Raw genomic sequence first — 25,643 nt, 5'->3', positions numbered from 1 at the left:
AATGACTAGGAGATAGAATTAATACGGCGAAATGTTCGATAGACACTGGATATGAATCGTGATTTCTTCACGATCATGATACAAATGCTTAGCTTGTAGTCTGAACTTTACCTTATTATCAATCAGGAACTGCTTCAGGTTTTCAAGGTCTTGCAGCACCTCGTCATAGCGGCCTTTCATTGGCAGCTTAAGGTTAAAGATTGCCTCTTTCGCCCAACCTTTTAACAGCCACTGGCCCATAAGGTGAGCAACACGAGCTGGCTTTTCTACCATGTCACAAACAATCCATGTTACGTTCTTACGGTCTGGTTCGAATTTAAAACCATCCACCATATGATGCTTGATCTGGCCGGTTTCCATCAAGCTGTCTGCCATCATGCCGTTATCGACACAGTGAACGAACATCGAGCGCTTCACCAGTTGGTACGTCCAACCGCCTGGACATGCCCCTAAATCGACCCCCCACATTCCTGGAGCCAAACGCTCATCCCACTCTTCACGTGGAATAAAGACGTGAAATGCTTCTTCCAGTTTAAGCGTTGAACGACTTGGGGCGTCTGCTGGGAACTTAAGGCGAGGAATACCCATGAAGAACTGAGAGTTATTGTCAGTGTAAGAATAACCGACATAACAGTGGCCAGGCTCCACAAAACAAATGTGCAGTACTGGCTTCTTCGCGTTGTCTTTGTTCAACATTAAACCTTTACCGCGCAACGCTTGACGCATTGGGACAGTAAATTTACGGCAGAATTTCAGTAGTTCTTTCGCTTCATTCGTATCCGGAGTTTCAATTCTCAAATCCCCACAGCGAGGAAACGCTTCAATGTCTGCTAGCTCATTCAAAATTGGGCTAATGCGGTCATCACTTGGCAGCGATTGAAACTCAGCCGCTACCGCAAACATTTGGCGAGCGAAGATTAACGACTTAAAGTCCAAACCTCTCGCAAGTTTGTCCGCATCTCCATCTTGGTAACACTCGAAGACAACATAACCTGAGTTTCTCTTCACACGAGGGAAGCCATACACTTCCAGCTGTGTCGCTTTGTCCTGAATTTCACCAGCACACTCTTTCTCAAAGCCAGAACGGCAATAGAGCATTAGTTGTTTCACTTGGAGACCTCTTTGATATTGAACGCAGCAAAAAAGAACAGACACCAACCAATCATGAACAGCAATCCTCCCATTGGAGTAATCGGGCCAAACCACTTAATGCCTGTCAGCGCCAGTGCGTAAAGACTGCCGCTAAAACAAAAGATGCCGATGATAAAGCAAATCGCTGCAATGAAAAAATATTTTTGTGCTTTTTGTCCCAAATTCAATAGCAATAAAACCGCACAAAACACAATCGCCAGCGTGTGAATAAATTGGTACAACACTCCGGTCTCAAATACGCCAAGCAAATACGGAGCCAGCTGAGCTTTTAGCCCATGTGCAGCAAAGGCACCTAGAGCGACAGAAACCAGCCCAGACAGACCAGAAAATGAGAGTAACCACTTACTTTTCACGGTACACCCCTTTGATAAACGCCGCTAACTGCTCTACCGCGAGCTCGATGTTACCCGCCTCGGTATGGCCTGAGCTCTTGCGCGGTTTAAAGCTGTGGTCACCATCGGGTAAAAAACTCACCTTAACTTGCGATGAAAGGACAAAGTCATCGAACTCCTCACGCTTACCAAAGGTGTCTCGCTCCCCTTGTAGAATCAGCGTAGGTTTCTCAATAGTTGCTAAGTGCTCGCCTTTGTATTTCTCTGGTTTTCCCGGTGGGTGAAATGGAAACCCTAAACAGGCAATGCCCGCCACCAGCTCATTTTCAGCCAGTAAACTCGACATGCGACCACCCATTGACTTGCCACCAATGACAATAGGTTGAGAGGTAAAGTGAGCAATCACTTCTTCATAGGCTTCCAACAGTTTTGGCGCACGATCTGGTGGGCGCTTTTTCCCATCTTCCGCTCGCTTAATCATATACGGGAAGTTAAATCGCACCACGCGAATTCCTTGCTCAACTAATCCTTTGGCAACGGCGGTCATGAAATCATGTTCCATCCCCGCTCCAGCGCCATGGGCAAAGATAAATAGAGGACCGCTTTCAGGTCCCTCAACTATCCATTGGCTCATCTAGTACTTCCTCTTGCTCTTTTCTCGCGGTCGCTAACATCCAGTCTCTAAACGTTGCGATTCGGCCCATATCTGCCTGCTGTTCATGACACACCACGTAGAATGCATTCTTGGAGATCAACACCTCGTCGAATGGCGCGATGAGTCGTCCAGCTTCCATTTCTGGCTTGGCGAGTACGTTGTTACCAAGCGCAACCCCCTGACCATGCGCAGCAGCCTGTAGCACCATCGTCGAGTGACTGAAAATAGGACCGTGGTTTACATTGATACCTTCGATGTTGTAATGACGCGCAAACTGCTTCCAGTCTTTACGCGAAGTATCATGTAACAAAGTGTGTAATTTGAGGTCACTTAGAGATTCTAATGGTTTGTTGCCTAAAAGTAACGAAGGTGAACAAAGTGGGATCAGAAACTCTTGGTACAATTTATCCGCTCGCAAACCCGGCCAATTCCCACGGCCATAGTAGATAGCCACATCTACATCATCAGTCAGTGAACCTTCATCCATATCCACAGCTTTAATACGTACATCGATATCTGGCTCTTGAGCATTAAAATCGGCCAAACGAGGCACCAACCATTGGATAGCAAAACTCGGCGGTAGACTGATCGTCAATGCCCCTTTTTCACTACGTTCCAATACCTTATCTGTCGCCTCGGCAATCGAGGTGAAAATATCTTTGATGTCGAGAAAGTAACTTTGTCCTTCTTCTGTCAACAATAGCGAACGATTACGGCGACGAAAGAGCTTCAACGATAAGAACTCTTCGAGTGCTTTAATTTGGTGACTGACCGCGGCTTGAGTAACAAACAACTCTTCTGCCGCTCGCGTAAAACTGAGATGGCGAGCAGCCGCTTCGAAGACTCGAAGCGAATTTAATGGAGGCAATCTGCGAGACATATGGGACCTCAAATAGGATTAGTTTTTTTAATCTGAAACATTATAAAATGTCCGTTGTCGAACAGCCAGATAAATTCTATATTTCACCCCGCAACACGAGCCTGAACGGCTTGATTTCTTTGGAAATCAATTGGCTTCGTTGTTGCGATGTTGTGTTTGCAAACTCGTATTTCGAGTTAGGTAGATTTCTACCATAATGTTTTGTCCACACTCCCTGTGACAAAACATATACTTCCTGTATTTATTTTTGACCTGTCTGTCAAATTTGTTACACCGCCTAAATTAGGCGGTGTTTTTTTATCTATCGAAAATCTCATCCGCATATCTGGCAGCAACATCACTTTATTACTCTTCTTTCGGATTAATTATCGTTATATCAACACAAAGTGTATGGCTTTGCGATAAGCCTCAACATTATGCTAAGTAATGATTAGCTGTAACGCGATCAAAAACAAAAAAGGCGCAAATTGATGTCTCAATTTGCGCCTTTTAACGTCTTTTTATCAGTCAACTATGGGCGGTAAACTTTTACGTTATTGAAGCCTTGCTCTTGCAAGTAAAGTGCTTGCAGACGGCTCATCACCCCACGGTCACAGTACAATAGATATGTCTTAGATTGGTCTAAATCACCAAACTGTGTACCCAACTTGTAGAATGGGATATGTTTCACATCCACACCTTCGATTTCGAGCGGGTTATCGTCTTCCTCTTCAGGACTACGAATATCTAGCACAACCGCGTGCTCTTCTACCGCCTCAACCTGCTCGACTTCTGGTGCTGCTTGCTCAGACTCTTTCGCGATATCACGAATGTCCATCATGCGTGCATCACGAACTACTTGCTCAAGAATGCTAAAGTCAAACTTCTCTTCTTCCGCTTCTAGCTTCGCTTTAATCGCTTTTACTGTCGGCTTCTTAGAAATAACACCACAATACTCTGGCATAGTCTTCGCAAAGTCTTCTGTGCCGATTTCGCGTGCTAGGTTAATGATGTCTTCTTTATCCCAGTTGATAAGTGGGCGCAGAATCAACGTGTCCGTTACGTTATCGATATGGCGGAGGTTAGTTAGCGTTTGGCTCGATACCTGACCGAGCGCTTCGCCAGTCACCAATGCTTCTATCTTCATCTTCTGAGCGATCATGCCTGCTGCACGCATGAACATACGCTTCAAGATAACCCCCATTTGGCCGTCATCGACTTTCTCTAGGATTTCCGCAACCACAGGTTCGAAATCAACTGAAATGAAACGTACTTTTGCAGAAGAACCGTATTTGTTCCATAGGTAGTGAGAAACCTGCTTAACGCCGATTTCGTGTGCTGGACCACCTAAGTTAAAGAAGCAGTAATGTACTTTTGAGCCACGCTTGATATGAAGGTAGCTAGAAACACCAGAGTCAAAACCACCAGAGATCAAGCTCAACACGTCTTCTTGCGTGCCCAGTGGGAAGCCGCCTAAACCCTTATGACGAGCCAGCACTTGGTTTAGCTTATCGTTCGAGACTTCCACCTTGATCGTCACGTCTGGGTTTTGCAGCTTAACTCTTGCGCTCTCAATCGCTTGGTTTAAACCACCGCCGACATAACGCTCTAGTTCGATAGAGGTAAAGTCGTGCTTACCGCGACGCTTCGCACGTACAACAAAGGTTTTATTTTCGAGTGCAGAGCGATTTAGCTCCAGTACTTGTTCGAAGATATCGTGCAAATCTTTAAATTCGGTCTGCTTCACTTCCAGTACGTGGTGAATGCCTGGTGTATGAGTCAAAACCTCAAGAACTTCAGCGTGGAATTCGTTACTCTCAGAGGTCACTTCAATGTGATCACGACGGTTGAATACCGCGACAGATTCCGTGCGGCTCTTAATGATGTTACGAATGTTGCACTCTAAAATCTTTGTGAAGCGCTTACGCACAGATTCACTTTTTACAAAAATTTCTGGATGGGGCTTTACAATAAATTTCATAGTCTAATTCGCAGGTTAGTTTCGCAATCAACAAAGAGTGACACTCAACTTCAATGCTTCATACGCAGTAAAACCGCGTTTCAGTCACAAAAAGTAGTCTGAGCTCACTTTTAAGGCGCAAGATTATACACCCAAGCGGATTGGAAAAACAAAAAAAGCGAGCAATCTGCTCGCTTTCTTATCTCTCTACTGACTTAAAACTAAAGTCTAGTTATTGAATTACAGGCACTTCTTCACTGTATAGTGGTTCGCCTTGCATGATGCTGATTTCAACCCGTCGGTTAAGCGCGCGATTTTCATCAGAATCATTCGGCAACAATGGTTCAGTATCTGCCATGCCTCGCACTCTCAAACGTTGATGAGAGAAGCCTCTCACCTTCTCCATCTCTTGTGCAACCGATACGGCGCGCTGAGAAGAGAGATCCCAGTTAGAACGATAAAGCTCTGAGTCCAACGGTCGGTTGTCCGTATGACCAGATACTCGCACAATGCCTGGCACGTCTTTTACTAACTCTGCAATTTGTCGAACTAAAGGGCGGAATTTAGGCTGCAAGAAGGCCGAACCTTCAGGGAATGCACCTTTTTCACGCATGCGTATAACAATCTGTTGGCCAAGATTTTCAACTTCAATCGCACCTTGTTCAATCTCTCGCTCTAAGGCTTTCTTGATACTTTCCATCAAGGTTTCCATCTCTTGCGACATCTCTTCAGATTGCTGCTGTTGCATATCCGCTTCTGAAGATTGATTGTTTTGCGTTGACGTTTCTGGCGATTGACCACCGGTTAACTTGCCTTCATCACGCTTTGTGCCACCAGCTCGGTCAGACTCCCCTTCATGAAACTCGAGCGTCTGCTGAGTGATGTCCATGGTTTGCTGCATGATGACATCAATCGGCGTTGGTTCTGGTCGGCCCGGTCGAAACTCTTGAGCAATGATGCTGGTACCTTTGGGAATGTCTTTCACTTCAAGTTGATTTTGTACACCAAAGGCAAATTTCATTGATCCCGCAATCTGTTTGAACTTCAGTACGTCCATTTCAGAAAACGAGAGCAGAAGAACAAAGAAACACATCAGTAGCGACATTAAATCCGCGAATGTCCCCATCCATAACGGGAGACCGGGTGGCGGACAATCGCATTTGTTATCTTCATCATCCATCACTACTCTCCAAGTTACTCGTCAATCTCAAGGGCACGTTTACCTTCGTTGAGGTAGTTCTTCAAGTAACTATCAATCACTCGCGGGTTTTGACCATCTTGAATCGCTAATACACCATCCATGATCAAACGGCGGTTTAGCGTTTCTTGGTCACGGCGCAGAGAAAGCTTATCCGCAATAGGGAAAAACACCATGTTGGACAGGATCGCGCCATACAATGTGGTTAAGAGTGCAACCGCCATTGCTGGTCCAATCGCTTTTGGATCATCCATATTTGAAAGCATCGCGACTAAGCCAACCAAGGTACCAATCATCCCCATTGCAGGGGCAACGTCACCAAAGGCGCGAAATACGCCAGTGCCTTGAGTATGTCGTTCATCCGTAAGCGCGATGTCTTTTTTTAAGGCCGCTCTTACCACGTCGGCATCATGACCATCAACTAGTAAATCAATGCCTTTTTGCATAAAAGTGTTATTAATTTCCATCTCTTCAAGAGCAAGAAAACCACCTTTACGTGCCGCATCGGCCATTTCCACAATTTTTGCGATCAAGTCTTCCGGTTCATCCGCTTTAAACATGAAAGCTTTACCTGCGATCTTGGTTGCACCAAAGAACTGTCCCATTGTGAACTTCATCAGTACTACAAATATTGAGCCACCAACGACAATAAGGATCGACGTGACATCGACAAACATGCCGATGCTGCCACCAAGCACCATCGCCATAATGACGAATGCAAAACCACCAATCAAACCTAATAGGGTTGCTAAATCCACAAAGCACTCCTCACGCTATACTCAAATACTGCCATTGGGCGGATTATTACCTGTATCGACAACTCGCGCAGAATTTTTAGAAAAATCTTAGCTAATGGATCACAAATTAGACTTAACAACCTTAACCAAAATATGGGGTTTCAGCGCTTAGGCTCGTTTAACGCTAATTTTGTGACAATTATATAAGGTTAAATTTGACCAAGTTACTAGGCTAAGGTAACTTTCGTGCATCTTCTCCAAGGCTTGATTAAGGCAGAAAAAAGATGGCGGTCAAGAAACCAGAAAACATGACCTTCGAAGCAACCATTGAAGAGCTTGATAGCTTGGTTGATCAATTAGAAAATGGCGATCTTGCCCTAGATGATGCTCTACGTAAGTTTGAACGAGGCATTGCCTTAGCTCGTGCCGGCCAAACTAAACTTAGCGACGCCGAACAGCGCGTAAGTATTCTTCTTAGCGAAGATGATGAAGCACCACTGAGTGACTTCAAACCAGATTCAGAATAACCATCAGTAGTGAGCAATGTGATGCAACAGACATTGACGTCTTTTCAACAAAGAAACAATCAGCAATTGAACTTGTGGCTCGATCAGCTTCCATATCAAGAGCAGCCATTGATTCAAGCAATGAAATACGGCCTTTTGCTAGGTGGAAAACGCGTTCGCCCTTTTCTTGTTTACATCACAGGTCAAATGCTCGGCTGTAAACCAGAAGACTTAGATACTCCTGCCGCTGCTATCGAATGTATACATGCCTACTCACTCATTCATGATGATCTGCCAGCCATGGACGATGATGAACTGCGTCGAGGTCAACCAACTTGTCATATTAAGTTTGATGAAGCAACCGCAATACTGACAGGTGATGCACTACAAACTCTCGCCTTCACCATTATTGCCGATGGTCAATTAAACCCGGCAGCCGAGACTCAACGCATCAACATGATCAAAGCGTTGGCGCATTCTTCTGGCGCCAACGGCATGTGTGTTGGACAAGCCTTAGATTTAGGCGCGGAAAATCGCCAAGTTTCTCTTGAAGAAATGGAAGAGATACACCGTAAAAAAACCGGAGCTCTGATTGATTGTGCGGTAAAATTAGGTGCATTAGCTGCTGGTGAGAAAGGTATCGAGGTTCTACCTCACTTGGAGCGCTACTCAAAAGCAATTGGTTTGGCGTTTCAGGTTCAAGACGATATTCTTGATATCATCAGTGACACAGAAACACTGGGTAAGCCTCAAGGTTCCGACCAAGGTCTGAATAAGAGCACTTATCCTTCCCTGCTGGGTTTAGAGGGAGCCATAGAGAAAGCTCACACTCTGTTACAGGAAGCACTTCAAGCATTGGAAGCTATCCCATACAATACTCAGTTACTCGAAGAGTTCGCCCGATATGTCATCGAGCGCAAAAATTAACACTATAAGCGCGCATTTATATGACTCTTGATATTTCAAAGTACCCAACACTGGCGTTAGCAAATACACCGGAAGAATTACGTCTCCTTCCGAAAGAAACATTACCAAATCTGTGTGATGAACTGCGAACGTATCTGCTAAATTCAGTGAGCCAATCTAGCGGACACTTAGCGTCTGGCTTAGGCACCGTGGAGCTAACTGTCGCTCTGCATTATGTTTACAACACCCCTATCGACAAATTGATCTGGGATGTTGGTCATCAGGCTTACCCGCATAAAATCCTCACCGGACGTCGCGATAAAATGCCAACAATTCGCCAAAAGGATGGTCTACACCCTTTCCCTTGGCGTGAAGAAAGTGAATATGACACCTTATCTGTCGGTCACTCTTCGACATCGATTAGTGCAGGTCTTGGCATGGCCATCAGCGCACAAAAAGAAGGCAAAGGTCGTAAAATTGTCAGTGTGATTGGCGATGGCGCAATTACAGCAGGCATGGCATTCGAAGCCATGAACCACGCTGGCGACGTTCATCCTGATATGTTGGTGATTTTGAACGACAACGAAATGTCGATTTCAGAAAACGTAGGCGCGCTGAATAACCACCTTGCTAAGGTACTTTCTGGCAGCTTGTACACTTCTATCCGTGAAGGCGGTAAGAAAGTGCTGTCTGGTGTTCCACCTATTAAAGAGTTGGTTCGCCGTACGGAAGAGCACCTCAAAGGCATGGTAGTGCCTGGTACTCTGTTCGAAGAGTTCGGCTTTAATTACATTGGTCCGATTGATGGGCACGACGTCAATGAACTCGTCAAAACGCTAAAAAACATGCGTGAGCTCAAAGGTCCTCAGTTCCTGCACATCATGACCAAGAAAGGCAAAGGTTATGAGCCTGCCGAGAAAGATCCTATCGGCTACCACGGTGTTCCTAAGTTCGATCCAACGCATAACTGTCTACCGAAAAGCAGTGGCGGTAAGCCAACTTACTCAAAGATCTTTGGTGACTTTTTATGTGATATGGCGGCCCAAGATCCTAAGCTAATGGCAATTACGCCAGCAATGCGCGAAGGCTCTGGTATGGTACGTTTCTCAAAAGAATATCCAGACCAATACTTTGACGTGGCGATTGCTGAGCAACACGCTGTGACACTTGCAACAGGTATGGCAATTGCTGGCGATCATCCAATCGTAGCTATCTATTCGACTTTCTTGCAACGTGGTTATGACCAACTGATCCACGATATCGCGATCATGGATTTACCAGTAATGTTCGCTATCGACCGTGCAGGTCTCGTTGGTGCAGACGGCCAAACTCACCAAGGCGCATTCGATCTAAGCTTTATGCGCTGTATTCCGAACATGGTGATCATGGCGCCAAGTGACGAAAACGAATGTCGACAAATGCTTTACACTGGCCATAAACATACTGGCCCTAGTGCGGTTCGATACCCTCGCGGTAGCGGGATGGGCGTAGAAATCGAAACTGAGTTTACGGCTTTAGAAATCGGTAAAGGACGCATGGTTCGCCAAGGTGAAAAAGTTGCTATTCTGAACTTTGGTACTTTCTTGGGTAACGCGCTAGAAGCGGCAGAATACCTTAACGCCACTGTTGCTGATATGCGCTTTGTGAAGCCGATCGATGAAGCATTAATTCGTCAATTAGCTGCAGATCATGACGTGCTCGTGACGTTAGAAGAAAATGTTATCGCAGGTGGTGCAGGTGCAGGTGTCGTTGAGTTCATGATGAAAGATAAAATCATTAAGCCAGTCTTAAACCTAGGCTTACCCGATGAGTTTATTCATCAAGGAACACAAGATGAACTGCATGAAGAGCTTGGTCTCGATGCAAAAGGGATTGAAAAATCCATCTTGGATTATTTAGCAAAATAGAATTTAAAAAGGGATGCTCATGGCATCCCTTTTTTATGTCCAGCGTTTAATTCATCCAGCCAGCGTATTTTGCGACTAGAAACAGGGCAACACCGGCCATAATTCCCGCCACGATATCATCAACCATAATACCCAGCCCACCGTGAACTCGCTTATCTAGCCACCCAATTGGCCACGGTTTTACCATGTCGAAAAAACGGAACAAGATGAAGCCAGTGAGCAACCACTTCCACTCGGTCAACGGAATATTTAGCGCAGGGACGATGCTCATCGTAATCCAAAAACCCGCAAACTCATCCCATACGATTGAACCATGATCATGTACTTTCATGTCTGCAGACGTCACTTGGCAGATTTGAATGCCGATCACACACGAAATCAGAACAACAATGACATACGCCGTAAATGGCAATTGCGCCAACAACAAAAAGAAGGGCACGGCCGCCAGTGTCCCCATTGTTCCTGGGATAAACGGGGATAATCCACTGCCAAAACCCGTCGCCAATAGATGCCACGGGTTCTTTAATGAAATCAGAGAAAGAGGGTTGGTCATATCCTTAAACCTATACTGCTAGTTTGGTTTCAATCGTCATGCCTGTGAGCTGCTCAATAGTAACAGGCTCTTGGCTAGAGCTTAGCTCAGATCATTTAAAGTGGTCGAAGCCACTTAAGTCCCAATCAAGTGGTTGATTGTTATCATGCAGCTCGAAGGTTCCATTTGGTCGGATTTGACCAATACATGTGACCTTACAGCCAGTATGAGATAAAGCGCTTTGTAACGAGCCTCGATTTTGCTCCGGCACGGTAAAACACAACTCGTATTCTTCGCCACTTGCTAAAGCATACTGCTGCGCGCTGATCTTATCATCTAAAAACTGGACTAATTCTGAAGAGATCGGTAGCTGAGAGACATCAATACTCACCCCAACCTGAGATCGCTGTAAAATGTGCTTAATATCAGAGATTAAACCATCTGAAATATCTATCGCCGACGAGGCTAAGCCAACAAGAGCTTGTCCAGCAAGCACACGCGGAGAACTAAGGTAATGAGCTCGCTCTAGTGCTTCCGCGCCGACTCTGCTGCGCAGAGAGCCATCTAGAATCACATCCAAGCCAGCTTTTGCATCGCCAAGGTTTCCCGTTACGTATACCCAATCCCCAGGCTTTGCGCCGGATCGCGTGAGCGCTTTGTCTTCAGGTACAAAACCTTGCACCGTTAGTGTCAGACACAATGGCCCTTTGGTGGTGTCACCGCCTATTAACTGGATACCATAGTAATCAGCCAGTTCGAAAAATGCATCACAGAAAGGAGCCAGCCATTCTTCATCTGGCTCGGGCATCGTTAATGCAAAGCTCACCCACGCAGGCGTTGCGCCCATCGCAGCCAAATCACTGATGTTAGAAGCCAATGCTTTGTGTGCGACCCATGCTGGGTTCGCGTCGGCTAAGAAATGCGTTCCAGCTACCAATGTATCCGTGCTAATCGCAATCTGAACATTAGCTGGCGCTTTGACTAAAGCACAATCATCACCAGCTGCTAGATGGACATCTTTACGTTGGCTCTGACGACCGACGAAGTACTTGTCTATCAGATTAAATTCACCAGACATAATTCACTTACTTTTTGATGTAAAAGCTTTTGATACAAAAAAGGTCAGCATGTGCTGACCTTTTCATTGAAGAAATCGTTATTTCTTACGAATGTGAGGTGCTGCTTTATCAAGTACACCGTTCACAAACTTGTGGCTATCTTCTGCTGCGAAGACTTTTGCAAGTTCAATCGCTTCATTGATAACAACTTTGTAAGGAACATCTTCGCGACGAGTCATCTCGTACATAGCAAGGCGAAGAAGAGCAAGTTCCATCATATCTAAATCCTGCATAGGACGAGAGATGTATGGACGAATTTTGCTATCTAGCTCAGCGTGGCTAAGTACAACACCGCTTAGTAGTTCACGGAAGTAAGCTACGTCTGTTTCTGGAGCAGCAAGCGCTGGCTCAGATGCATGAAGTTCTTCTTCATCGTATTTGTCGCCAGACAAAAACTGTTCTTCAATCTTGGCAACATTCTCTTTAGTAATTTGCCATGAGTAGATCGCCTGTAGAGCGAATTGACGTGCGTTACGACGTGCGGCTGGTTTCACACTGGCCCCCATTAGGAATCAATTTCAGATAGTACATTAATCATTTCAAGTGCGCTTAGTGCAGCCTCTGCACCTTTATTACCAGCCTTGGTTCCTGCGCGTTCAATCGCTTGATCGATCGTATCAACAGTCAAAACACCAAATGCTACTGGAATGCTGAATTCCATAGACACTTGTGCTAGACCTTTGTTCATTTCACTACAAACATAGTCAAAGTGAGGCGTTCCACCGCGAATAACAGACCCTAGAGAAACAATAGCGTCGAATTTGCCAGTTTTAGCAACACGCTGAGCTACTAGAGGTAGTTCTACGGCACCTGGACAACGCACAACCGTGATGTTGTCTTCGCTTACTTGTCCGTGACGCTTTAGTGTATCGATCGCACCAGAAAGTAGGCTTTCGTTAATAAAACTGTTGAAACGAGAAATAACGATAGCAATTTTTGCATTTGGCGCTGGGAAGCCACCCTCGATCACTTTCATAAGCTTTCCTTTAACTCTATTTATAAGTGAAATATGTTCATCAAGTGAGAATCGCCGGATTCTAGCACAAATTTGTGAGCAATATCTAATGGAAATTGGAGGCAAATCACCGGTTCCTAGCCATTGACGAGTTGAGTGCGTAAAAGACTAGGAACTTATTGTTCGGTTGTTACTCGCAGACGTACTCAACCACGTTCAGACCAAAACCACCTAATGCGTGGTACTTTTTGTTGGTCGATGACAGAAGGCGCATATCATGTACACCGAGATCCGCAAGAATCTGTGACCCCACACCAACACGGCGAGACGTGCCTTGTTTTTTAGCAAGCGTTGGTGCTTCACCTTTGTCTTGCGCTTCAAACATCTTCACGCGATGAATAAGTAGATCGGTCGATTCTTCATGGCCAAGAACAACCAGCACACCGCCTTCTTCACCAATGCGTTTCATTGCCTTATCTAGTGTCCAGCTGCGCTCTGCATTACGATCGCTACGTAGTAAGTCGGTAAAAACGTCTTGAAGATGTACGCGAACCAGTGGCGCTTTTTCTTTCAAATCGCCCTTGCACATTGCGTAGTGCACTTGGTTATCAATGGTGTCCTTGTACGTGACTAACGTGAACTCGCCAAACTCTGTCGGTAACTTGCACTCTGCCACACGTTCAATCGTTGTCTCAGTGTTATTGCGGTACTCAATTAGGTCGGCAATAGTGCCCAATTTAATACCGTGCTTCTCTGCAAAGATCTCTAGATCAGGGCGACGAGCCATGGTGCCGTCGTCATTTAAGATCTCAACAATCACCGATGCAGGCTCTAAACCAGCAAGGCGAGCCAAATCACAGCCAGCTTCAGTGTGACCAGCGCGAGTCAGTACGCCGCCATCTTGGGCCGCGAGCGGGAAGATATGACCAGGCTGCACCAAATCCGCAGCTTTGGCGTTTGGCGCGACTGCCGCTTGAACCGTACGTGCGCGATCCGCGGCTGAAATACCCGTCGTTACCCCTTCTGCCGCCTCAATCGAAACAGTAAAGTTGGTTGTGTATTGCGCATTATTGTCTTGCACCATTGGTGGCAGACCTAGGCTTTCGCAACGATCTTTGGTCATGGTTAAACAAATCAGGCCACGGCCATAGGTTGCCATAAAGTTGATGGCTTCCGGCGTAATATGCTCGGCAGCCATGATCAAGTCACCTTCATTCTCGCGGTCTTCATCATCCATTAGGATGACCATTTTGCCTGCGCGAATATCATCAATAATTTCTTGTGGCGTACTGATTGGCATAGTCTGTTTTCCCGTTATTCTAAATTTGTTATTGCGACAGCAATGAAAAATCATGTTGCAGTGAATGCTAGTTAGGTCAATAGTTTGAGCTTTGCACCAAGCAAGTCAATGAATCTCGCGGTGTTCTGTGAGTCTGCTCTTTATCGCATGCCTCACGCAGCCACTCCCAAGACTTATGCAAAACCGTTTTGCTGTAAAAAGTCCATCGTGATACGAGACTCGGCCTTATCTTCTTGCTGTCCTTGCAGTAAACGCTCCATATAACGAGCAAGTACATCAACTTCTAAGTTTACTTTACGTCCCACTTGAAACTGGTCAATCGTAGTTTCTTCACTCGTATGAGGAACGATCGTCAGCTTAAAAGCATTTTTACGTAAGTCGTTGACAGTTAGGCTAATACCATCAACGGTAATCGAGCCTTTCTCTGCGACGTACTTGCTAATTTCCGCAGGCATTGCAACCCAAAACTCTATCGCGCGGCCAACTAAATTGCGTTCGACAATTTCACCAACCCCATCGACATGGCCAGAAACGATATGTCCCCCCAATCGCGTTGTTGGTAACATGGCTTTTTCTAGATTCACCTTATCGCCTACTTGGTATTCAGCAAACCCAGTTTTCTTCAAGGTTTCTAATGACAGATCAGCACTGTAATAATGGCTTCCGAAGTCAACTACCGTTAAGCAAACACCATTGGTCGCGATGCTATCGCCTAACTTAACGTCTGACATATCAAGAGTCCCCGTTTCAACTGTGACGGTGATGTCTTCGCCCTTCGGCGTAATCGCAGCTAACTTGCCAACTGCTTCTACTATTCCTGTAAACATACTATTTCTTATCTAAGTTCTTTACGTTTGATGGTGGCAGTGATGCGAATGTCTACCCCAACCATACGAACGTCTGTAATGTTTAAATCAGTGACGTCAGCCATAGCGCTTAACCCTAAAGCACCAATCAGCCCCCGACCATCGCTGCCCATGAGTTTTGGCGCAAGGTAAACAATGAGCTCATCTACAAGATTAGCCTTTATCATCGCACTCGCTAGCGTGGCTCCAGCTTCAACCCATAAGTGATTGATGTGGTGCTCATCCGAGATACGTTTTAATGTTGTTGATAAGTCAATTTGGTCAGCGCTGTCCAATAGAGGGATACAGTCTCCATCTGGGCTAACAATAACTCGCTCTCCATCGGTGTGGAACAGCTTGAGCGCATCCGTTAAATGGTTCTGACGGTCTAAGATTACACGTACTGGTTGACGAAGTTCTTCTCGTAAATACTGCGCTTGAACACTGGTAGGTAAGTCATCCCAACGCACATTGAGTGATGCATTATCATCAATCACCGTTTTGCTGGTAGAGAGAATGCCACCACTCATCGCTCGATAACGCTGTACATCTTGGCGGGCCGCTGGGGAGGTGATCCATTGGCTCTGCCCATTGCTGAGTGCGCTTTGCCCATCCAAACTGGCTGCCATTTTTAATTGAACAAACGGCATGCCTGTACGCATGTACTTTATAAAACCAGGGTTAAGGGCAAGGGCATCTTGCTCTAACAAGCCGATTTGTACTTCAATTCCGGCATCACGCAACATCTGGATGCCCCGCCCCGCAACTTTCGGGTTTGGGTCTACCATGGCGCAAACCACACGTGCCACTTTGGCTTTAATCAGCCCTTCGGCACATGGCGGTGTACGGCCGTAATGAGAGCAAGGTTCTAGCGTCACATAAGCGGTTGCACCAACTGCTTTTTCACCCGCCATGCGCATCGCGTGCACTTCGGCATGTGGCTCACCAGCACGATGGTGATAGCCTTCACCGACAATTTCTTCATCACGAACGATGACACACCCTACATTTGGATTCGGGGCGGTGGTATAAATGCCACGTTTCGCTAACTTAATAGCTCGTGACATCATGGCGAAATCTAAATCAGAAAACGCTCTTTCAGGAGTGTGTTGAGTCATGAGCTACTCAGTCTTCTAGGCGGGCAATCTCTTCGCCAAACTCGCGAATATCTTCAAAGCTGCGGTAAACGGAAGCGAAACGAATGTAAGCCACCTTATCGAGCTCTTTGAGCTGGTCCATGACTAAATTACCAATCATTTCACTCGGAACCTCTCGCTCACCCGTCGCACGCAGTTGTGATTTGATCATGCTGATCGCTAACTCTATAGAATCGGCACTCACTGGGCGTTTCTCTAAAGCGCGTTGAATACCGCCAACCATTTTATCTTCATCAAATGGTTCACGGTTGCCATTCGATTTGATCACTTTAGGCATCACTAACTCTGCGCTTTCAAACGTAGTGAAACGCTCGCTACACGCCAAGCACTGACGGCGACGTCGAACTTGATGGCCATCAGCCACTAAGCGGGAATCAATAACTTTGGTATCGTTCTCGGAACAAAAAGGACAATGCATATCACCTCCATATCTATACCCAAATAACCTCATGAGCAATCACGGCTAACCACGCGTTCATGGTTATACGGACTCTATTAAAGCTATTTGGGTATAACGCTTTCAAACCGAAATAAAAGCTCATGTAGTGTAGCGGAATTGGTATGTTAGACAAAACAAAAAGGGGCCCAAAGGCCCCTTTTTCACTCAAGATCTCGTTGAATGTGTTAACTGCGTGCTAAGTAATTCGCTTTACCAACCCACTTGTAGCTAGTTAGCTCTTCTAAGCCCATTGGACCACGGGCATGTAGCTTTTGCGTGGATACTGCGACTTCTGCGCCAAGGCCAAATTGCGCACCGTCTGTAAAGCGCGTTGAAGCATTCACATAAACCGCCGCCGAACCAGCAGAATTGATGAACAGTTCTGAGTTCTCCAAACTATTGGTCATGATCGCATCTGAGTGGCTCGCGTTATGAACACGCATATGATCAATTGCATCTTTCACATCAGACACGACTTTTACACCAAGGGTGTAGCTCAACCATTCCGTATCAAAGTCACCTTCAACAGCATCGCGAACTTGTTTCGCTTGCTCCATGAGTTCTTTTGCTTTTGGCTCTGCCACGAACGTCACTTTTTCGTCCATACGCTCAACGATCATTGGCAGAAACTGTGCTGCAATTTTTTCATGCACGAGCAGCGTATCTAGTGAGTTACACGCAGATGGACGTTGAACTTTAGAGTTCTCAACCACATTCAGGGACTTCTCTAGATCAGCGGATTCGTCGACAAAGATATGGCTGATACCAAAGCCGCCAATAATCACCGGAATCGTGCTGTTTTCTTTACACATTTTGTGTAGGCCAGCACCACCGCGTGGAATGATCATGTCGACGTAATCGTCCAGTTTAAGCAGTTGAGAGACTAGCTCACGATCTGGCTTTTCAATGTACTGAACCGAAGCGGCAGGAAGGTTCGCCTTTGCTAGCGCAGACTGAATAACCTTCACTAATTCCATATTCGAGAAAAACGTCTCTTTGCCGCCACGCAAAATGCTTGCGTTGCCGGTTTTCAAGCACAGTGCCGCAATATCAATGGTCACGTTAGGACGCGCTTCATAAATTACGCCCACAACTCCCAGTGGTACGCGGCGACGAGACAATGACATCCCATTTTCCAGTACCTTACTGTCGATTTCGCTGCCTACAGGATCGTTCAAGCTAATGACGTTGCGAACATCATTCGCAATTGCAGTCAATCGTTCTTCATTCAGCAAAAGGCGATCAAGCAGTGCGTCGGTTAAACCCGCTTCACGGCCAAGTTCGATGTCTTTAGCGTTTGCCGCCAAAATAGCAACGGAGTTTGCTTCTAGCTCATCAGCAATGATGGCTAATGCTTGGTTCTTCTGCGCAGTTGACGCTGTCGCTAATTCGAAAGCTGCATCTTTAGCAGCTTTACCCATATTCGTTAAATCCACTTTGCTTCCCTCTAATTCTATTCCTGAATGACGACCAAATCATCGCGATGAATCACCTCAGAGCCATAATCATGACCCAAAATAGAGATGATATCTTTACTGTGCTTACCAGTAATTTTAGTTAGGTCATCACTTGAGTAGGCGCTAATGCCACGAGCCACCAACTTACCGTGAGAATTTGTTATACGCGCCACTTCGCCTCGTGCAAAGTCACCACTTACTTTGATTACCCCTTTAGCAAGTAAGCTACTGCCCTTACCGACCACGGCATTTACCGCACCATCATCAATAATGATGTCGCCCGATGCCGCAGGTCCCGCTAGAATCCAGCGTTTACGGTTTTCTAAAGCTTCAGCGCAAGGTAGGAAGCGCGTGCCTTGTGGCTCTGCACTCAAAGAGTCAAAGATAACATTCGGTGCACTACCGGCAGCAATAATAACCTCGATACCAGCGCGGCGAGCGATGTCTGCGGCTTGCAGCTTCGTTGCCATACCGCCTGTACCCAATGTTGTACCACTTCCACCTGCTATTTTACGCAGCGTATCGTCGATGGTTTTTACTTCCTTGATCAGCTCTGCGTTTGGGTCTTTACGAGGATCAGCAGTAAACAGACCTTTTTGGTCAGTTAAAAGCAAGAGCTTATCTGCGCCACACAAAATGCCCACCAAAGCGGAAAGGTTGTCGTTATCGCCCACTTTAATCTCGCTGGTCGCAACGGCATCATTTTCGTTTACGATAGGAATAATATCGTTCGCAACGAGCGCATTGATGGTGTCACGTGCGTTTAAGAATCGCTCGCGATCTTCTAAATCAGCACGAGTTAGTAGCATTTGGCCGATCTTGATGCCGTAAATACCAAACAAAGACTCCCATGTTTGAATCAAGCGACTTTGACCCACCGCCGCAAGTAATTGTTTACTCGCCATCTCGTTGGGCAATGCGGGGTAACCAAGATGCTCACGGCCTGCTGCAATAGCACCAGACGAAACCATTACCACTGAATGGCCTTGTTTTTTAAGCTCAGCACACTGGCGCGCTAACTCAACCATGTGAGCACGGTCGAGTGCCAGAGTACCGCCTGTCAGCACACTTGTACCCAGTTTCACAACGACTGTTTGTGGTTGTGAAACAACTGCATTTTGTTGATTCGTTGTCATGATGTCTTCTGAAGTGAAAAACAAATAAAGAGAGGATGTTTTAACAATCAAAGAGGGAATTAACAAGAGAAAAGGTGCGTTTTCGCACCTTTTTGTTTGGTATTAAATGAAAACAACTAAATTAAGCGAAATCGAAAGACTCCGTGTGATATTCGACTTCTAATTTGAAGTGTTCTTCTAAAGTATCAACCAGCTTTTGATGGAATGTGCTCTGCGTCAGATACACTTCCTCTACCGCTTTTTTAGGCAGGGCTTCAGATACCCATTGCCCTTCTTTGTTGTACTTGCCGATATGATATTTGGCAGTAAAGCCTCCTTCGATGGATTCTAAATCCATCCACCAGCCCCAAAATTCACGCTTCTCAGGCGATTTTTTGTCGTCTACACAAACAGATAGACAATCAAAATAATAGCGCCCTTCTTGCGATTGTGGTTCGCGCAGGTAAGGCCCTATCGCCTTCAACTTTGACATCAAGCGAAAGTGAGTCGGGCCCTGAGTCGTCTCTGACATATGAATCTCCGTTTTCATAGTTAAAAGTAAACACCCAAGAATGATTATTATTTTTAATTATCATGAGCTTATTTTTTGCTCAGATATATCACTTTTAACTAATTTAGGAGAATTGTCACCCTAATAATTCATCTTCTAGCCACTTTATGGCTAAATCGAGGGATTGCTCATATCCTTTTGTAATCGTTTTGGAACTGATTTTTTTCGCTCTGCCATACTGGCTAAACAGCGCGACGAGTTGGTTATCACTGTGTGGAGACACCGGATCGCCTTCAAGGCTCAAAGCTAAAATAGGTACTTTGGTTTTTCTACTGCTCAAGAAGCCCTGAACCTTCAATGACCAGGCCATCATCTGGCCCGCCATGCTATTAATATCAACCGCGCTTTTCCCTAAGCGAGAAGCCAACAGATCCAGATACATCTTCGGCATTTTTTGCAGCTTCTCAGGGGAAGTAAAAATATCATGTACGGGTGCGCCGAGGGCTACACAAGCTTTGATCTTCTCTTGCTCAACAAAAGAGAGTCGGATCATGGCATTACCACCAAAACGAAATCCAACTAACCCCACTTTGTGATGATCCACCCAAGGCAATGAATACAGCTCATTTAGTACCGCTTGGTGCAGACAGCTTGAGTTCTCAGTCAAAGGCCAGTGAGAACTGTGCCCCACCGAAGGCATGTCGACCGTCAACATTGCAATATCTCGTGGTGCAAGATGATTGCGGAACAAACGCCACATGTCGGTTTGTAACGTATCGAGACCAGCGCTCACCATCACCACAGGCAGTTGCTTGTCGGTTCTTGGCAAATGAAGGTTCGCGATGATTTTGCGATTTTGGTAAGGCACTTCAATTTGCTTGATGGTGTACTTGGTCTTCTCTGCGCCGTCAGAGTACGCTTTGTTTGCCAGCACTTGAGCCTGCAAGGCCAAATTATCATTCTTCAGATGTGGGTAGCCTGCGATACTAAAACACAAAGAAGCAGTGAAGAGTTCATCGGCGGCCTCCTCACCTTGCATTTCATTTGCACGCTTCTGATGCTCCATGCCGAGCTTAATCCACTCAAATGTCCAGTTGCCGTTGTGGTATCCCATTACGGTGTCTAACCAATCATCATTGGTTCGAGAGTGGGAAGAAGAAGCGATTTTAGAAAGCACACCTTCCATCTCTATCGGAGACAACCCTTGCCAAGCCCATTGCAAGCGGCGCAAATGACGATACCAAGCACGATCACCCTGCGCCTCTCGCTCATCAAGTATTTTTTGACTGGTCGGCATGTACTGGGTAAGCGCAGAGGTTTCTTTTGCTTGCTTATGTTTCACGAACAAAGTTTCGGAAAGATTTTTACTGACGTCTTCAGACATAGGAAGAACCTTAGGCTATTAGCATGAGTTGTTATGATAATAAAAAAAATGCCCCTATACAGGGGCATTTCTCAATATTCTTTAATAGCGTTTATTTTTGCTTGCGGTTTACAGGCTCAGCGTACTGGATTGACATATCCCAAGGTTGTTCAATCCAAGTGTCTTGCGCGATATCTACCACATAATCATCTAGCAACGCTTTGCCTGAAGGTTTTGCACACACAGCGATCATCTTCGCTTTTGGATACATCTCACGTAGTTTGCGCGCCGTATCACCACTGTCTACTAGGTCTTCAACGATTAGGTAACCTTCACCATCGCCTTCAGGTGCTTTTAGTACCGTCATATCGCGCTGATGATCATGGTCGTAGCTTGAAATACAGATTGTATCAACGTAACGAATACCCAGTTCACGAGCCAAGATAGCGCCAGGAACTAAACCACCGCGGCTTACCGCCCAAATCCCTTTCCATTGCTCAGCTGGCATTTGTTTTTCAGCCAGTTCACGGCAGTAAGTCTGCATTGCATCCCAAGTGATAATGAATTTTTTACTCATTGTAATAACCTAATAATTTGAAAATATGCATCCTCAAAATCTAGCGAAGTCACTCAAAAGCGGAATGCTCACTAACTTCTCCAAAATGTTTGGAGACGAGGATTTCAAGCTGCGCAAACGATTATTCTACCGAAACACACCGCTAATACCAACGGTGATATCAAAATTCTCTGCCTATTCCGCAGAAAAACCGTCTTCTGTGAACAACGTAAAAAAGAAAAAGCCAGCGTGAATAAATCCACACTGGCTTTTTGCTCGAGAAATTAACCGACGAGGTATTTGACGATGAAGATGGCAGACATCACCCACACACTCATCGACACTTCACGGCCCTTGCCGCTGAATAATTTGATCGCCGAGTACGCGATAAAGCCTAACGTAATACCCTCTGCAATCGAGAACGTTAATGGCATCACCAAACAAGTCACAACAACTGGTGATGCTTCGGTTAGGTCACGCCAATCAATGCTTACCAGTCCAGACAGCATCAAAATCGCGACATAGAACAGAGCGCCCGATGTTGCGTAAGCTGGGATCATTCCTGCTAGTGGTGAGAACAATAGAGCAAGTAGGAAGAACACACCAACAACCACGGCTGTTAGACCAGTACGACCACCAGCCGCCACACCAGAAACACTCTCAATGTAAGATGTGGTGTTTGAGGTACCAAGTAGTGCACCTACTGACGTTGCTGTTGAGTCTGCAAGTAACGCTTTGTTTAAACGCGGGATGTTGCCATTCTCATCCGTGAGGCCTGCTTTTTGAGAAACGCCAACTAGCGTACCTGCGGTATCAAACAAATCGACAAATAGGAAAGCGAACACAACGGAAATCATGCCAACTTCAAACAAACCAGAGAAATCCAGTTGCATGAAAGTTGGTGCAATGCTTGGTGGCGTAGACATAATGCCGCCCCACTGCACATCACCAAATAGAAGGCCAAGCGCTGTAACACCAAGAATGGCGATCATCACCGCACCTTTCACACCACGGTGAACAAGCGCGATAGTAAGGAAGAAACCAATCGCAGCCAATACAGATGGCAATGATGTGATGTCTCCCATAGAAACTAATGTCGCAGGGTTATCAACGACGATGCCTGCATTTTTTAATGCGATAAATGCTAAGAAAAGACCGATACCGGCTGAAATACCAGTTCGAAGAGAATGCGGGATCGAGTTAATAATCCACTCACGGATCTTAAATATACTCAAAAGAATAAACAGCAGGCCTGAAACAAACACCGCCGCTAACGCAACTTGCCACGTATAGCCCATTCCCAACACAACAGAGTAAGTGAAAAATGCGTTCAGTCCCATTCCTGGTGCTTGTGCAATTGGGTAGTTGGCAACAAATCCCATGATGAAACAGCCGATAGCGGCCGCAAGACAAGTTGCAACAAAAATGGCACCACGGTCCATACCGGTATCCGACAGGATCGCTGGGTTTACAAAAATAATGTAAGCCATGGTTAGGAAGGTGGTAACACCTGCAATGATCTCAGTGCGCACATTTGTGCCATTGTCACTGAGCTTAAAAAGCCTCTCGAGCATGATCGAATCCTGTAAAGGTAAAAAGTAAACGGTTGCGTAATCGATTGGCGGGAATTATAAAGTTATCAAATAGCAAATTCTAGATAGAATCTTCACTCTAATGCGATTTTTTTCTTTGGATATGAAACCCATTCGCTAATTCTTAAAAGCAAAACAGAAAATATATTCTTATAAAACAACAATTAATAATTATTGCTCAGAACCCAACAACAGAATAAAAACTGAACAATGTACTAAACTTTCAAATAGAAACTGGGCGTTTTAAGCGTCATATCTAGGTGGATTTGACGGGAAAGTCGATAAAACTGAAGAACGGAGAATAGAATCCAGCCTTGATGGCAGAAAATATGTCAGAAAGAGAAAGTGGAGATAAAAAAACGCCACCCAATTTGGGTGGCGGCGAATCATGTCAGCACTATCACTGAAAAAAAATTCCAATTTATAGGGGTGAACAAACTGTTCGAGTCACATGCGTTGACTTCACTTAGTAGCCAAAGCTTGTTGGGTATACAAAGTTGCCGGTGTAAACAGACTTGCTATTCCAGAACATTGTACTTGGTAAACCTTTCATAACTATCACCTTTTAAATCAATTAAACATTCGTTGATTTCTCGGTTCCTTGGAGGCGATAAAACGGACTCATCCTTTGAGCATTTCATTCTTCTCTCAGAAGCTGGTTACAAATATACCACCAAGAAATTTAATTACAAGGATTTTAGTGACTAGAATCACAAAAAATATATAAATTGACCTTCATCAAAGTTTAAATGTAATTAAATTACAGTTTTGTGAATTAAAAAATAAAGCCACTTTCAGAATGTATGATAAAGCACACATATTGCCTGTTATTGTATTCACAAACTGTGACAGTTCTGAGAGAAATCCTTGTGCACGCGACTACTCGTACTCCTTATCTGGTGGTATGCTAAACGGCAATTTTAAGGCCAAATCGTCTAGCATTTAATGCTATTTCGACAATATTTTTACGGTATATATTTGGCAAAGCACATCAAAAGGAGTCCTCCGTGTCTGAGTTCCATTCTGAGATCAGTACCTTATCACCTGCTCCACTTTGGCAGTTTTTCGATAAGATTTGTTCTATCCCTCACCCATCTAAACATGAAGAAGCATTAGCACAGTACATTATCAACTGGGCAACAGAGCAAGGCTTTGACGTTCGCCGTGATCCAACCGGTAACGTGTTCATCAAAAAGCCCGCGACACCTGGAATGGAAAATAAGAAGGCTGTTGTACTTCAAGCACACATCGACATGGTGCCGCAGAAAAACGAAGACACCGAACACGACTTCACCAAAGATCCAATCCAACCTTATATCGATGGCGAATGGGTAACGGCGAAAGGCACGACACTTGGTGCAGATAACGGGATTGGTATGGCTTCTTGCCTTGCTGTATTGGCATCTAAAGACATTAAGCACGGCCCAATCGAAGTTCTGCTTACGATTGATGAAGAAGCAGGCATGACTGGCGCATTTGGTCTTGAGGCTGGTTGGTTAGAAGGTGAGATTCTTCTCAACACAGACTCTGAACAAGAAGGCGAAGTCTACATGGGTTGCGCCGGTGGTGTTGATGGCACCATGACTTTCGGCATTTCTAGAGAAACAACACCTGCCGGTTTCGTAACACGCCAACTAACGCTGAAAGGCCTAAAAGGTGGTCACTCAGGTTGTGACATTCACACAGGTCGTGGTAATGCCAATAAATTACTTGGCCGCTTCCTAGCGGGTCATGCTCAAGAGCTTGATTTACGTTTGGTAGAATTCCGTGGTGGTAGCTTACGTAATGCAATCCCTCGCGAAGCGTTTGTCACTGTCGCTCTTCCTGCTGAAAACCAAGACAAACTTTCAGAGTTGTTCGATCACTACACTGATCTGCTTAAAACTGAGCTGGGTAAAATCGAAACAGGTATCGAAACCTTTAATGAATTGCTTGCTAGTGACGCACAAGTATTTTCAATCGCCGATCAGCAACGCTTCATTGCCGCACTTAACGCTTGTCCAAATGGTGTCATGCGCATGAGCGACGAAATTGAAGGTGTGGTCGAAACGTCACTGAACGTTGGCGTGATCACTACTGAAGAAAATAAAGTGACAGTTCTGTGTCTGATTCGCTCTTTGATTGACTCTGGCCGCAGCCAAGTTGAGAGTATGCTACGTTCAATTGCTGAATTAGCAGGCGCACAAATTCAGTTCTCAGGTGCTTACCCTGGCTGGAAGCCAGATGCAGATTCCGAGATCATGGCAATTTTCCGTGATATGTATGAAGGCATTTACGGTCATAAGCCGAACATCATGGTCATCCATGCTGGTCTTGAGTGTGGCCTATTTAAAGAACCATACCCACACATGGATATGGTGTCTTTCGGTCCAACAATTAAATTCCCTCACTCACCAGATGAGAAAGTGAAGATTGATACCGTTCAGCTGTACTGGGACCAAATGGTAGCGCTTCTAGAGGCAATTCCAGAGAAAGCGTAATTCAAGCACGA

25 protein-coding genes are annotated in these 25,643 nt (G+C 45.4%); 4 read left to right on the top strand and 21 right to left on the bottom strand.

The window, feature by feature from the left end; genetic code table 11:
* Nucleotides 1–18: 18 nt before the first annotated feature.
* The 7 genes from rlmM to pomA all read right to left on the bottom strand — a co-directional run bounded on the left by rlmM (nt 19) and on the right by pomA (nt 6,914).
* On the bottom strand, nt 19–1,110 hold the full coding sequence (rlmM, locus tag L3V27_RS19720) for a 23S rRNA (cytidine(2498)-2'-O)-methyltransferase RlmM (RefSeq protein ID WP_005391375.1): 1,092 nt from the start codon (nt 1,108–1,110) through the stop codon (nt 19–21).
* On the bottom strand, nt 1,107–1,505 hold the full coding sequence (locus tag L3V27_RS19715) for a DUF423 domain-containing protein (protein WP_005391376.1): 399 nt from the start codon (nt 1,503–1,505) through the stop codon (nt 1,107–1,109). The genes rlmM and L3V27_RS19715 overlap by 4 nt, the downstream gene beginning before the upstream one ends.
* The gene (locus L3V27_RS19710; RefSeq protein ID WP_104971354.1) at nt 1,495–2,118 is read right to left on the bottom strand and encodes an alpha/beta fold hydrolase; all 624 of its coding nucleotides are present in this window, start codon (nt 2,116–2,118) and stop codon (nt 1,495–1,497) included. Before L3V27_RS19710 ends, L3V27_RS19715 begins: the two co-directional genes overlap by 11 nt.
* Nucleotides 2,099–3,019 (bottom strand): transcriptional regulator GcvA, encoded by a 921-nt coding sequence (locus L3V27_RS19705; RefSeq protein WP_005391378.1) that lies wholly within the window; start codon nt 3,017–3,019, stop codon nt 2,099–2,101. The genes L3V27_RS19710 and L3V27_RS19705 overlap by 20 nt, the downstream gene beginning before the upstream one ends.
* 511 nt (nt 3,020–3,530) lie before the next feature.
* Nucleotides 3,531–4,979: a tRNA uracil 4-sulfurtransferase ThiI gene (gene thiI / locus L3V27_RS19700; RefSeq protein WP_031780206.1), complete on the bottom strand. Its 1,449-nt coding sequence runs from the start codon at nt 4,977–4,979 to the stop codon at nt 3,531–3,533.
* Nucleotides 4,980–5,190: 211 nt separating this feature from the next.
* Entirely contained in the window at nt 5,191–6,138 is a 948-nt protein-coding gene (locus L3V27_RS19695) for a flagellar motor protein MotB (RefSeq protein ID WP_074190973.1), read from the bottom strand.
* 14 nt (nt 6,139–6,152) lie between these two features.
* A complete protein-coding gene (pomA, locus tag L3V27_RS19690) occupies nt 6,153–6,914 on the bottom strand; it encodes a flagellar motor protein PomA (RefSeq protein WP_005381564.1) in 762 nt (253 codons plus the stop codon).
* Between the two features lie 263 nt (nt 6,915–7,177).
* On the opposite strand from pomA, the gene xseB reads away from it, so the two are divergent.
* From xseB to dxs, 3 genes are read left to right on the top strand one after another with little or no spacing between them, the layout of a single operon-like run.
* Nucleotides 7,178–7,420, top strand: coding sequence for an exodeoxyribonuclease VII small subunit (gene xseB, locus L3V27_RS19685; RefSeq protein WP_005381566.1), 243 nt, complete (start codon nt 7,178–7,180; stop codon nt 7,418–7,420).
* Nucleotides 7,421–7,441: 21 nt separating this feature from the next.
* Entirely contained in the window at nt 7,442–8,326 is an 885-nt protein-coding gene (gene ispA / locus L3V27_RS19680) for a (2E,6E)-farnesyl diphosphate synthase (protein WP_005391389.1), read from the top strand.
* Between the two features lie 20 nt (nt 8,327–8,346).
* Nucleotides 8,347–10,212 (top strand): 1-deoxy-D-xylulose-5-phosphate synthase, encoded by a 1,866-nt coding sequence (gene dxs / locus L3V27_RS19675; protein ID WP_237312579.1) that lies wholly within the window; start codon nt 8,347–8,349, stop codon nt 10,210–10,212.
* A 46-nt stretch (nt 10,213–10,258) separates the two neighbouring features.
* Here the strand turns inward: dxs and pgpA are convergent, their stop codons facing one another.
* From pgpA to L3V27_RS19605, 14 genes are all read right to left on the bottom strand, one after another.
* Nucleotides 10,259–10,765: a phosphatidylglycerophosphatase A gene (gene pgpA, locus L3V27_RS19670; protein WP_150916388.1), complete on the bottom strand. Its 507-nt coding sequence runs from the start codon at nt 10,763–10,765 to the stop codon at nt 10,259–10,261.
* Between the two features lie 91 nt (nt 10,766–10,856).
* Nucleotides 10,857–11,822: a thiamine-phosphate kinase gene (thiL, locus tag L3V27_RS19665; protein WP_237312577.1), complete on the bottom strand. Its 966-nt coding sequence runs from the start codon at nt 11,820–11,822 to the stop codon at nt 10,857–10,859.
* A gap of 78 nt (nt 11,823–11,900) precedes the next feature.
* Entirely contained in the window at nt 11,901–12,368 is a 468-nt protein-coding gene (nusB, locus tag L3V27_RS19660) for a transcription antitermination factor NusB (protein WP_005381571.1), read from the bottom strand.
* The gene (gene ribE, locus L3V27_RS19655) at nt 12,368–12,838 is read right to left on the bottom strand and encodes a 6,7-dimethyl-8-ribityllumazine synthase (RefSeq protein ID WP_005381572.1); all 471 of its coding nucleotides are present in this window, start codon (nt 12,836–12,838) and stop codon (nt 12,368–12,370) included. Before ribE ends, nusB begins: the two co-directional genes overlap by 1 nt.
* A gap of 169 nt (nt 12,839–13,007) precedes the next feature.
* Nucleotides 13,008–14,117: a bifunctional 3,4-dihydroxy-2-butanone-4-phosphate synthase/GTP cyclohydrolase II gene (ribBA, locus tag L3V27_RS19650; protein WP_005381573.1), complete on the bottom strand. Its 1,110-nt coding sequence runs from the start codon at nt 14,115–14,117 to the stop codon at nt 13,008–13,010.
* A gap of 173 nt (nt 14,118–14,290) precedes the next feature.
* Complete coding sequence (locus L3V27_RS19645; protein WP_053811835.1) at nt 14,291–14,944, bottom strand: riboflavin synthase; 654 nt, start codon at nt 14,942–14,944, stop codon at nt 14,291–14,293.
* An 8-nt stretch (nt 14,945–14,952) separates the two neighbouring features.
* Nucleotides 14,953–16,080 (bottom strand): bifunctional diaminohydroxyphosphoribosylaminopyrimidine deaminase/5-amino-6-(5-phosphoribosylamino)uracil reductase RibD, encoded by a 1,128-nt coding sequence (gene ribD, locus L3V27_RS19640; protein ID WP_237312576.1) that lies wholly within the window; start codon nt 16,078–16,080, stop codon nt 14,953–14,955.
* A 7-nt stretch (nt 16,081–16,087) separates the two neighbouring features.
* Nucleotides 16,088–16,537, bottom strand: a complete 450-nt coding sequence (gene nrdR, locus L3V27_RS19635) for a transcriptional regulator NrdR (RefSeq protein ID WP_005381578.1) — start codon at nt 16,535–16,537, stop codon at nt 16,088–16,090.
* 206 nt (nt 16,538–16,743) lie between these two features.
* Nucleotides 16,744–17,994 (bottom strand): glutamate-5-semialdehyde dehydrogenase, encoded by a 1,251-nt coding sequence (locus tag L3V27_RS19630; protein ID WP_104969126.1) that lies wholly within the window; start codon nt 17,992–17,994, stop codon nt 16,744–16,746.
* 17 nt (nt 17,995–18,011) lie between these two features.
* Nucleotides 18,012–19,151: a glutamate 5-kinase gene (gene proB / locus L3V27_RS19625; RefSeq protein WP_145474374.1), complete on the bottom strand. Its 1,140-nt coding sequence runs from the start codon at nt 19,149–19,151 to the stop codon at nt 18,012–18,014.
* Nucleotides 19,152–19,272: 121 nt separating this feature from the next.
* Nucleotides 19,273–19,662 carry a sigma factor-binding protein Crl gene (gene crl, locus L3V27_RS19620; RefSeq protein WP_005391414.1) on the bottom strand — a complete coding sequence of 130 codons (390 nt, stop codon included), beginning with the start codon at nt 19,660–19,662 and terminating at the stop codon, nt 19,273–19,275.
* A 115-nt stretch (nt 19,663–19,777) separates the two neighbouring features.
* Nucleotides 19,778–21,025: an esterase FrsA gene (gene frsA / locus L3V27_RS19615; RefSeq protein WP_237312574.1), complete on the bottom strand. Its 1,248-nt coding sequence runs from the start codon at nt 21,023–21,025 to the stop codon at nt 19,778–19,780.
* 91 nt (nt 21,026–21,116) lie between these two features.
* Nucleotides 21,117–21,581: an oxytetracycline resistance phosphoribosyltransferase domain-containing protein Tet(34) gene (tet(34), locus tag L3V27_RS19610; protein WP_005391418.1), complete on the bottom strand. Its 465-nt coding sequence runs from the start codon at nt 21,579–21,581 to the stop codon at nt 21,117–21,119.
* 263 nt (nt 21,582–21,844) lie between these two features.
* Nucleotides 21,845–23,134, bottom strand: a complete 1,290-nt coding sequence (locus L3V27_RS19605) for an NCS2 family permease (RefSeq protein ID WP_237312572.1) — start codon at nt 23,132–23,134, stop codon at nt 21,845–21,847.
* Nucleotides 23,135–24,159: 1,025 nt separating this feature from the next.
* On the opposite strand from L3V27_RS19605, the gene L3V27_RS19600 reads away from it, so the two are divergent.
* The gene (locus tag L3V27_RS19600; RefSeq protein ID WP_237312570.1) at nt 24,160–25,632 is read left to right on the top strand and encodes an aminoacyl-histidine dipeptidase; all 1,473 of its coding nucleotides are present in this window, start codon (nt 24,160–24,162) and stop codon (nt 25,630–25,632) included.
* Nucleotides 25,633–25,643 lie beyond the last annotated feature (11 nt).

Source organism: Vibrio sp. J2-3(2022) (assembly GCF_021725735.1).
Taxonomy (GTDB): Bacteria; Pseudomonadota; Gammaproteobacteria; order Enterobacterales; family Vibrionaceae; genus Vibrio; species Vibrio diabolicus.
This window is presented reverse-complemented; position numbering and strand designations above follow the sequence as displayed.

Bases quoted from the DNA above. Each gene is read 5' to 3' on its own strand.
- L3V27_RS19710 (WP_104971354.1), bottom strand. From the start codon at position 2,118: ATGAGCCAATGGATAGTTGAGGGACCTGAAAGCGGTCCTCTATTTATC.
- L3V27_RS19705 (WP_005391378.1), bottom strand. From the start codon at position 3,019: ATGTCTCGCAGATTGCCTCCATTAAATTCGCTTCGAGTCTTCGAAGCG.
- thiI (WP_031780206.1), bottom strand. From the start codon at position 4,979: ATGAAATTTATTGTAAAGCCCCATCCAGAAATTTTTGTAAAAAGTGAA.
- L3V27_RS19695 (WP_074190973.1), bottom strand. From the start codon at position 6,138: ATGGATGATGAAGATAACAAATGCGATTGTCCGCCACCCGGTCTCCCG.
- xseB (WP_005381566.1), top strand. From the start codon at position 7,178: ATGGCGGTCAAGAAACCAGAAAACATGACCTTCGAAGCAACCATTGAA.
- ispA (WP_005391389.1), top strand. From the start codon at position 7,442: ATGCAACAGACATTGACGTCTTTTCAACAAAGAAACAATCAGCAATTG.
- dxs (WP_237312579.1), top strand. From the start codon at position 8,347: ATGACTCTTGATATTTCAAAGTACCCAACACTGGCGTTAGCAAATACA.
- pgpA (WP_150916388.1), bottom strand. From the start codon at position 10,765: ATGACCAACCCTCTTTCTCTGATTTCATTAAAGAACCCGTGGCATCTA.
- thiL (WP_237312577.1), bottom strand. From the start codon at position 11,822: ATGTCTGGTGAATTTAATCTGATAGACAAGTACTTCGTCGGTCGTCAG.
- nusB (WP_005381571.1), bottom strand. From the start codon at position 12,368: ATGGGGGCCAGTGTGAAACCAGCCGCACGTCGTAACGCACGTCAATTC.
- ribE (WP_005381572.1), bottom strand. From the start codon at position 12,838: ATGAAAGTGATCGAGGGTGGCTTCCCAGCGCCAAATGCAAAAATTGCT.
- ribBA (WP_005381573.1), bottom strand. From the start codon at position 14,117: ATGCCAATCAGTACGCCACAAGAAATTATTGATGATATTCGCGCAGGC.
- L3V27_RS19645 (WP_053811835.1), bottom strand. From the start codon at position 14,944: ATGTTTACAGGAATAGTAGAAGCAGTTGGCAAGTTAGCTGCGATTACG.
- ribD (WP_237312576.1), bottom strand. From the start codon at position 16,080: ATGACTCAACACACTCCTGAAAGAGCGTTTTCTGATTTAGATTTCGCC.
- nrdR (WP_005381578.1), bottom strand. From the start codon at position 16,537: ATGCATTGTCCTTTTTGTTCCGAGAACGATACCAAAGTTATTGATTCC.
- proB (WP_145474374.1), bottom strand. From the start codon at position 19,151: ATGACAACGAATCAACAAAATGCAGTTGTTTCACAACCACAAACAGTC.
- crl (WP_005391414.1), bottom strand. From the start codon at position 19,662: ATGTCAGAGACGACTCAGGGCCCGACTCACTTTCGCTTGATGTCAAAG.
- frsA (WP_237312574.1), bottom strand. From the start codon at position 21,025: ATGTCTGAAGACGTCAGTAAAAATCTTTCCGAAACTTTGTTCGTGAAA.
- L3V27_RS19605 (WP_237312572.1), bottom strand. From the start codon at position 23,134: ATGCTCGAGAGGCTTTTTAAGCTCAGTGACAATGGCACAAATGTGCGC.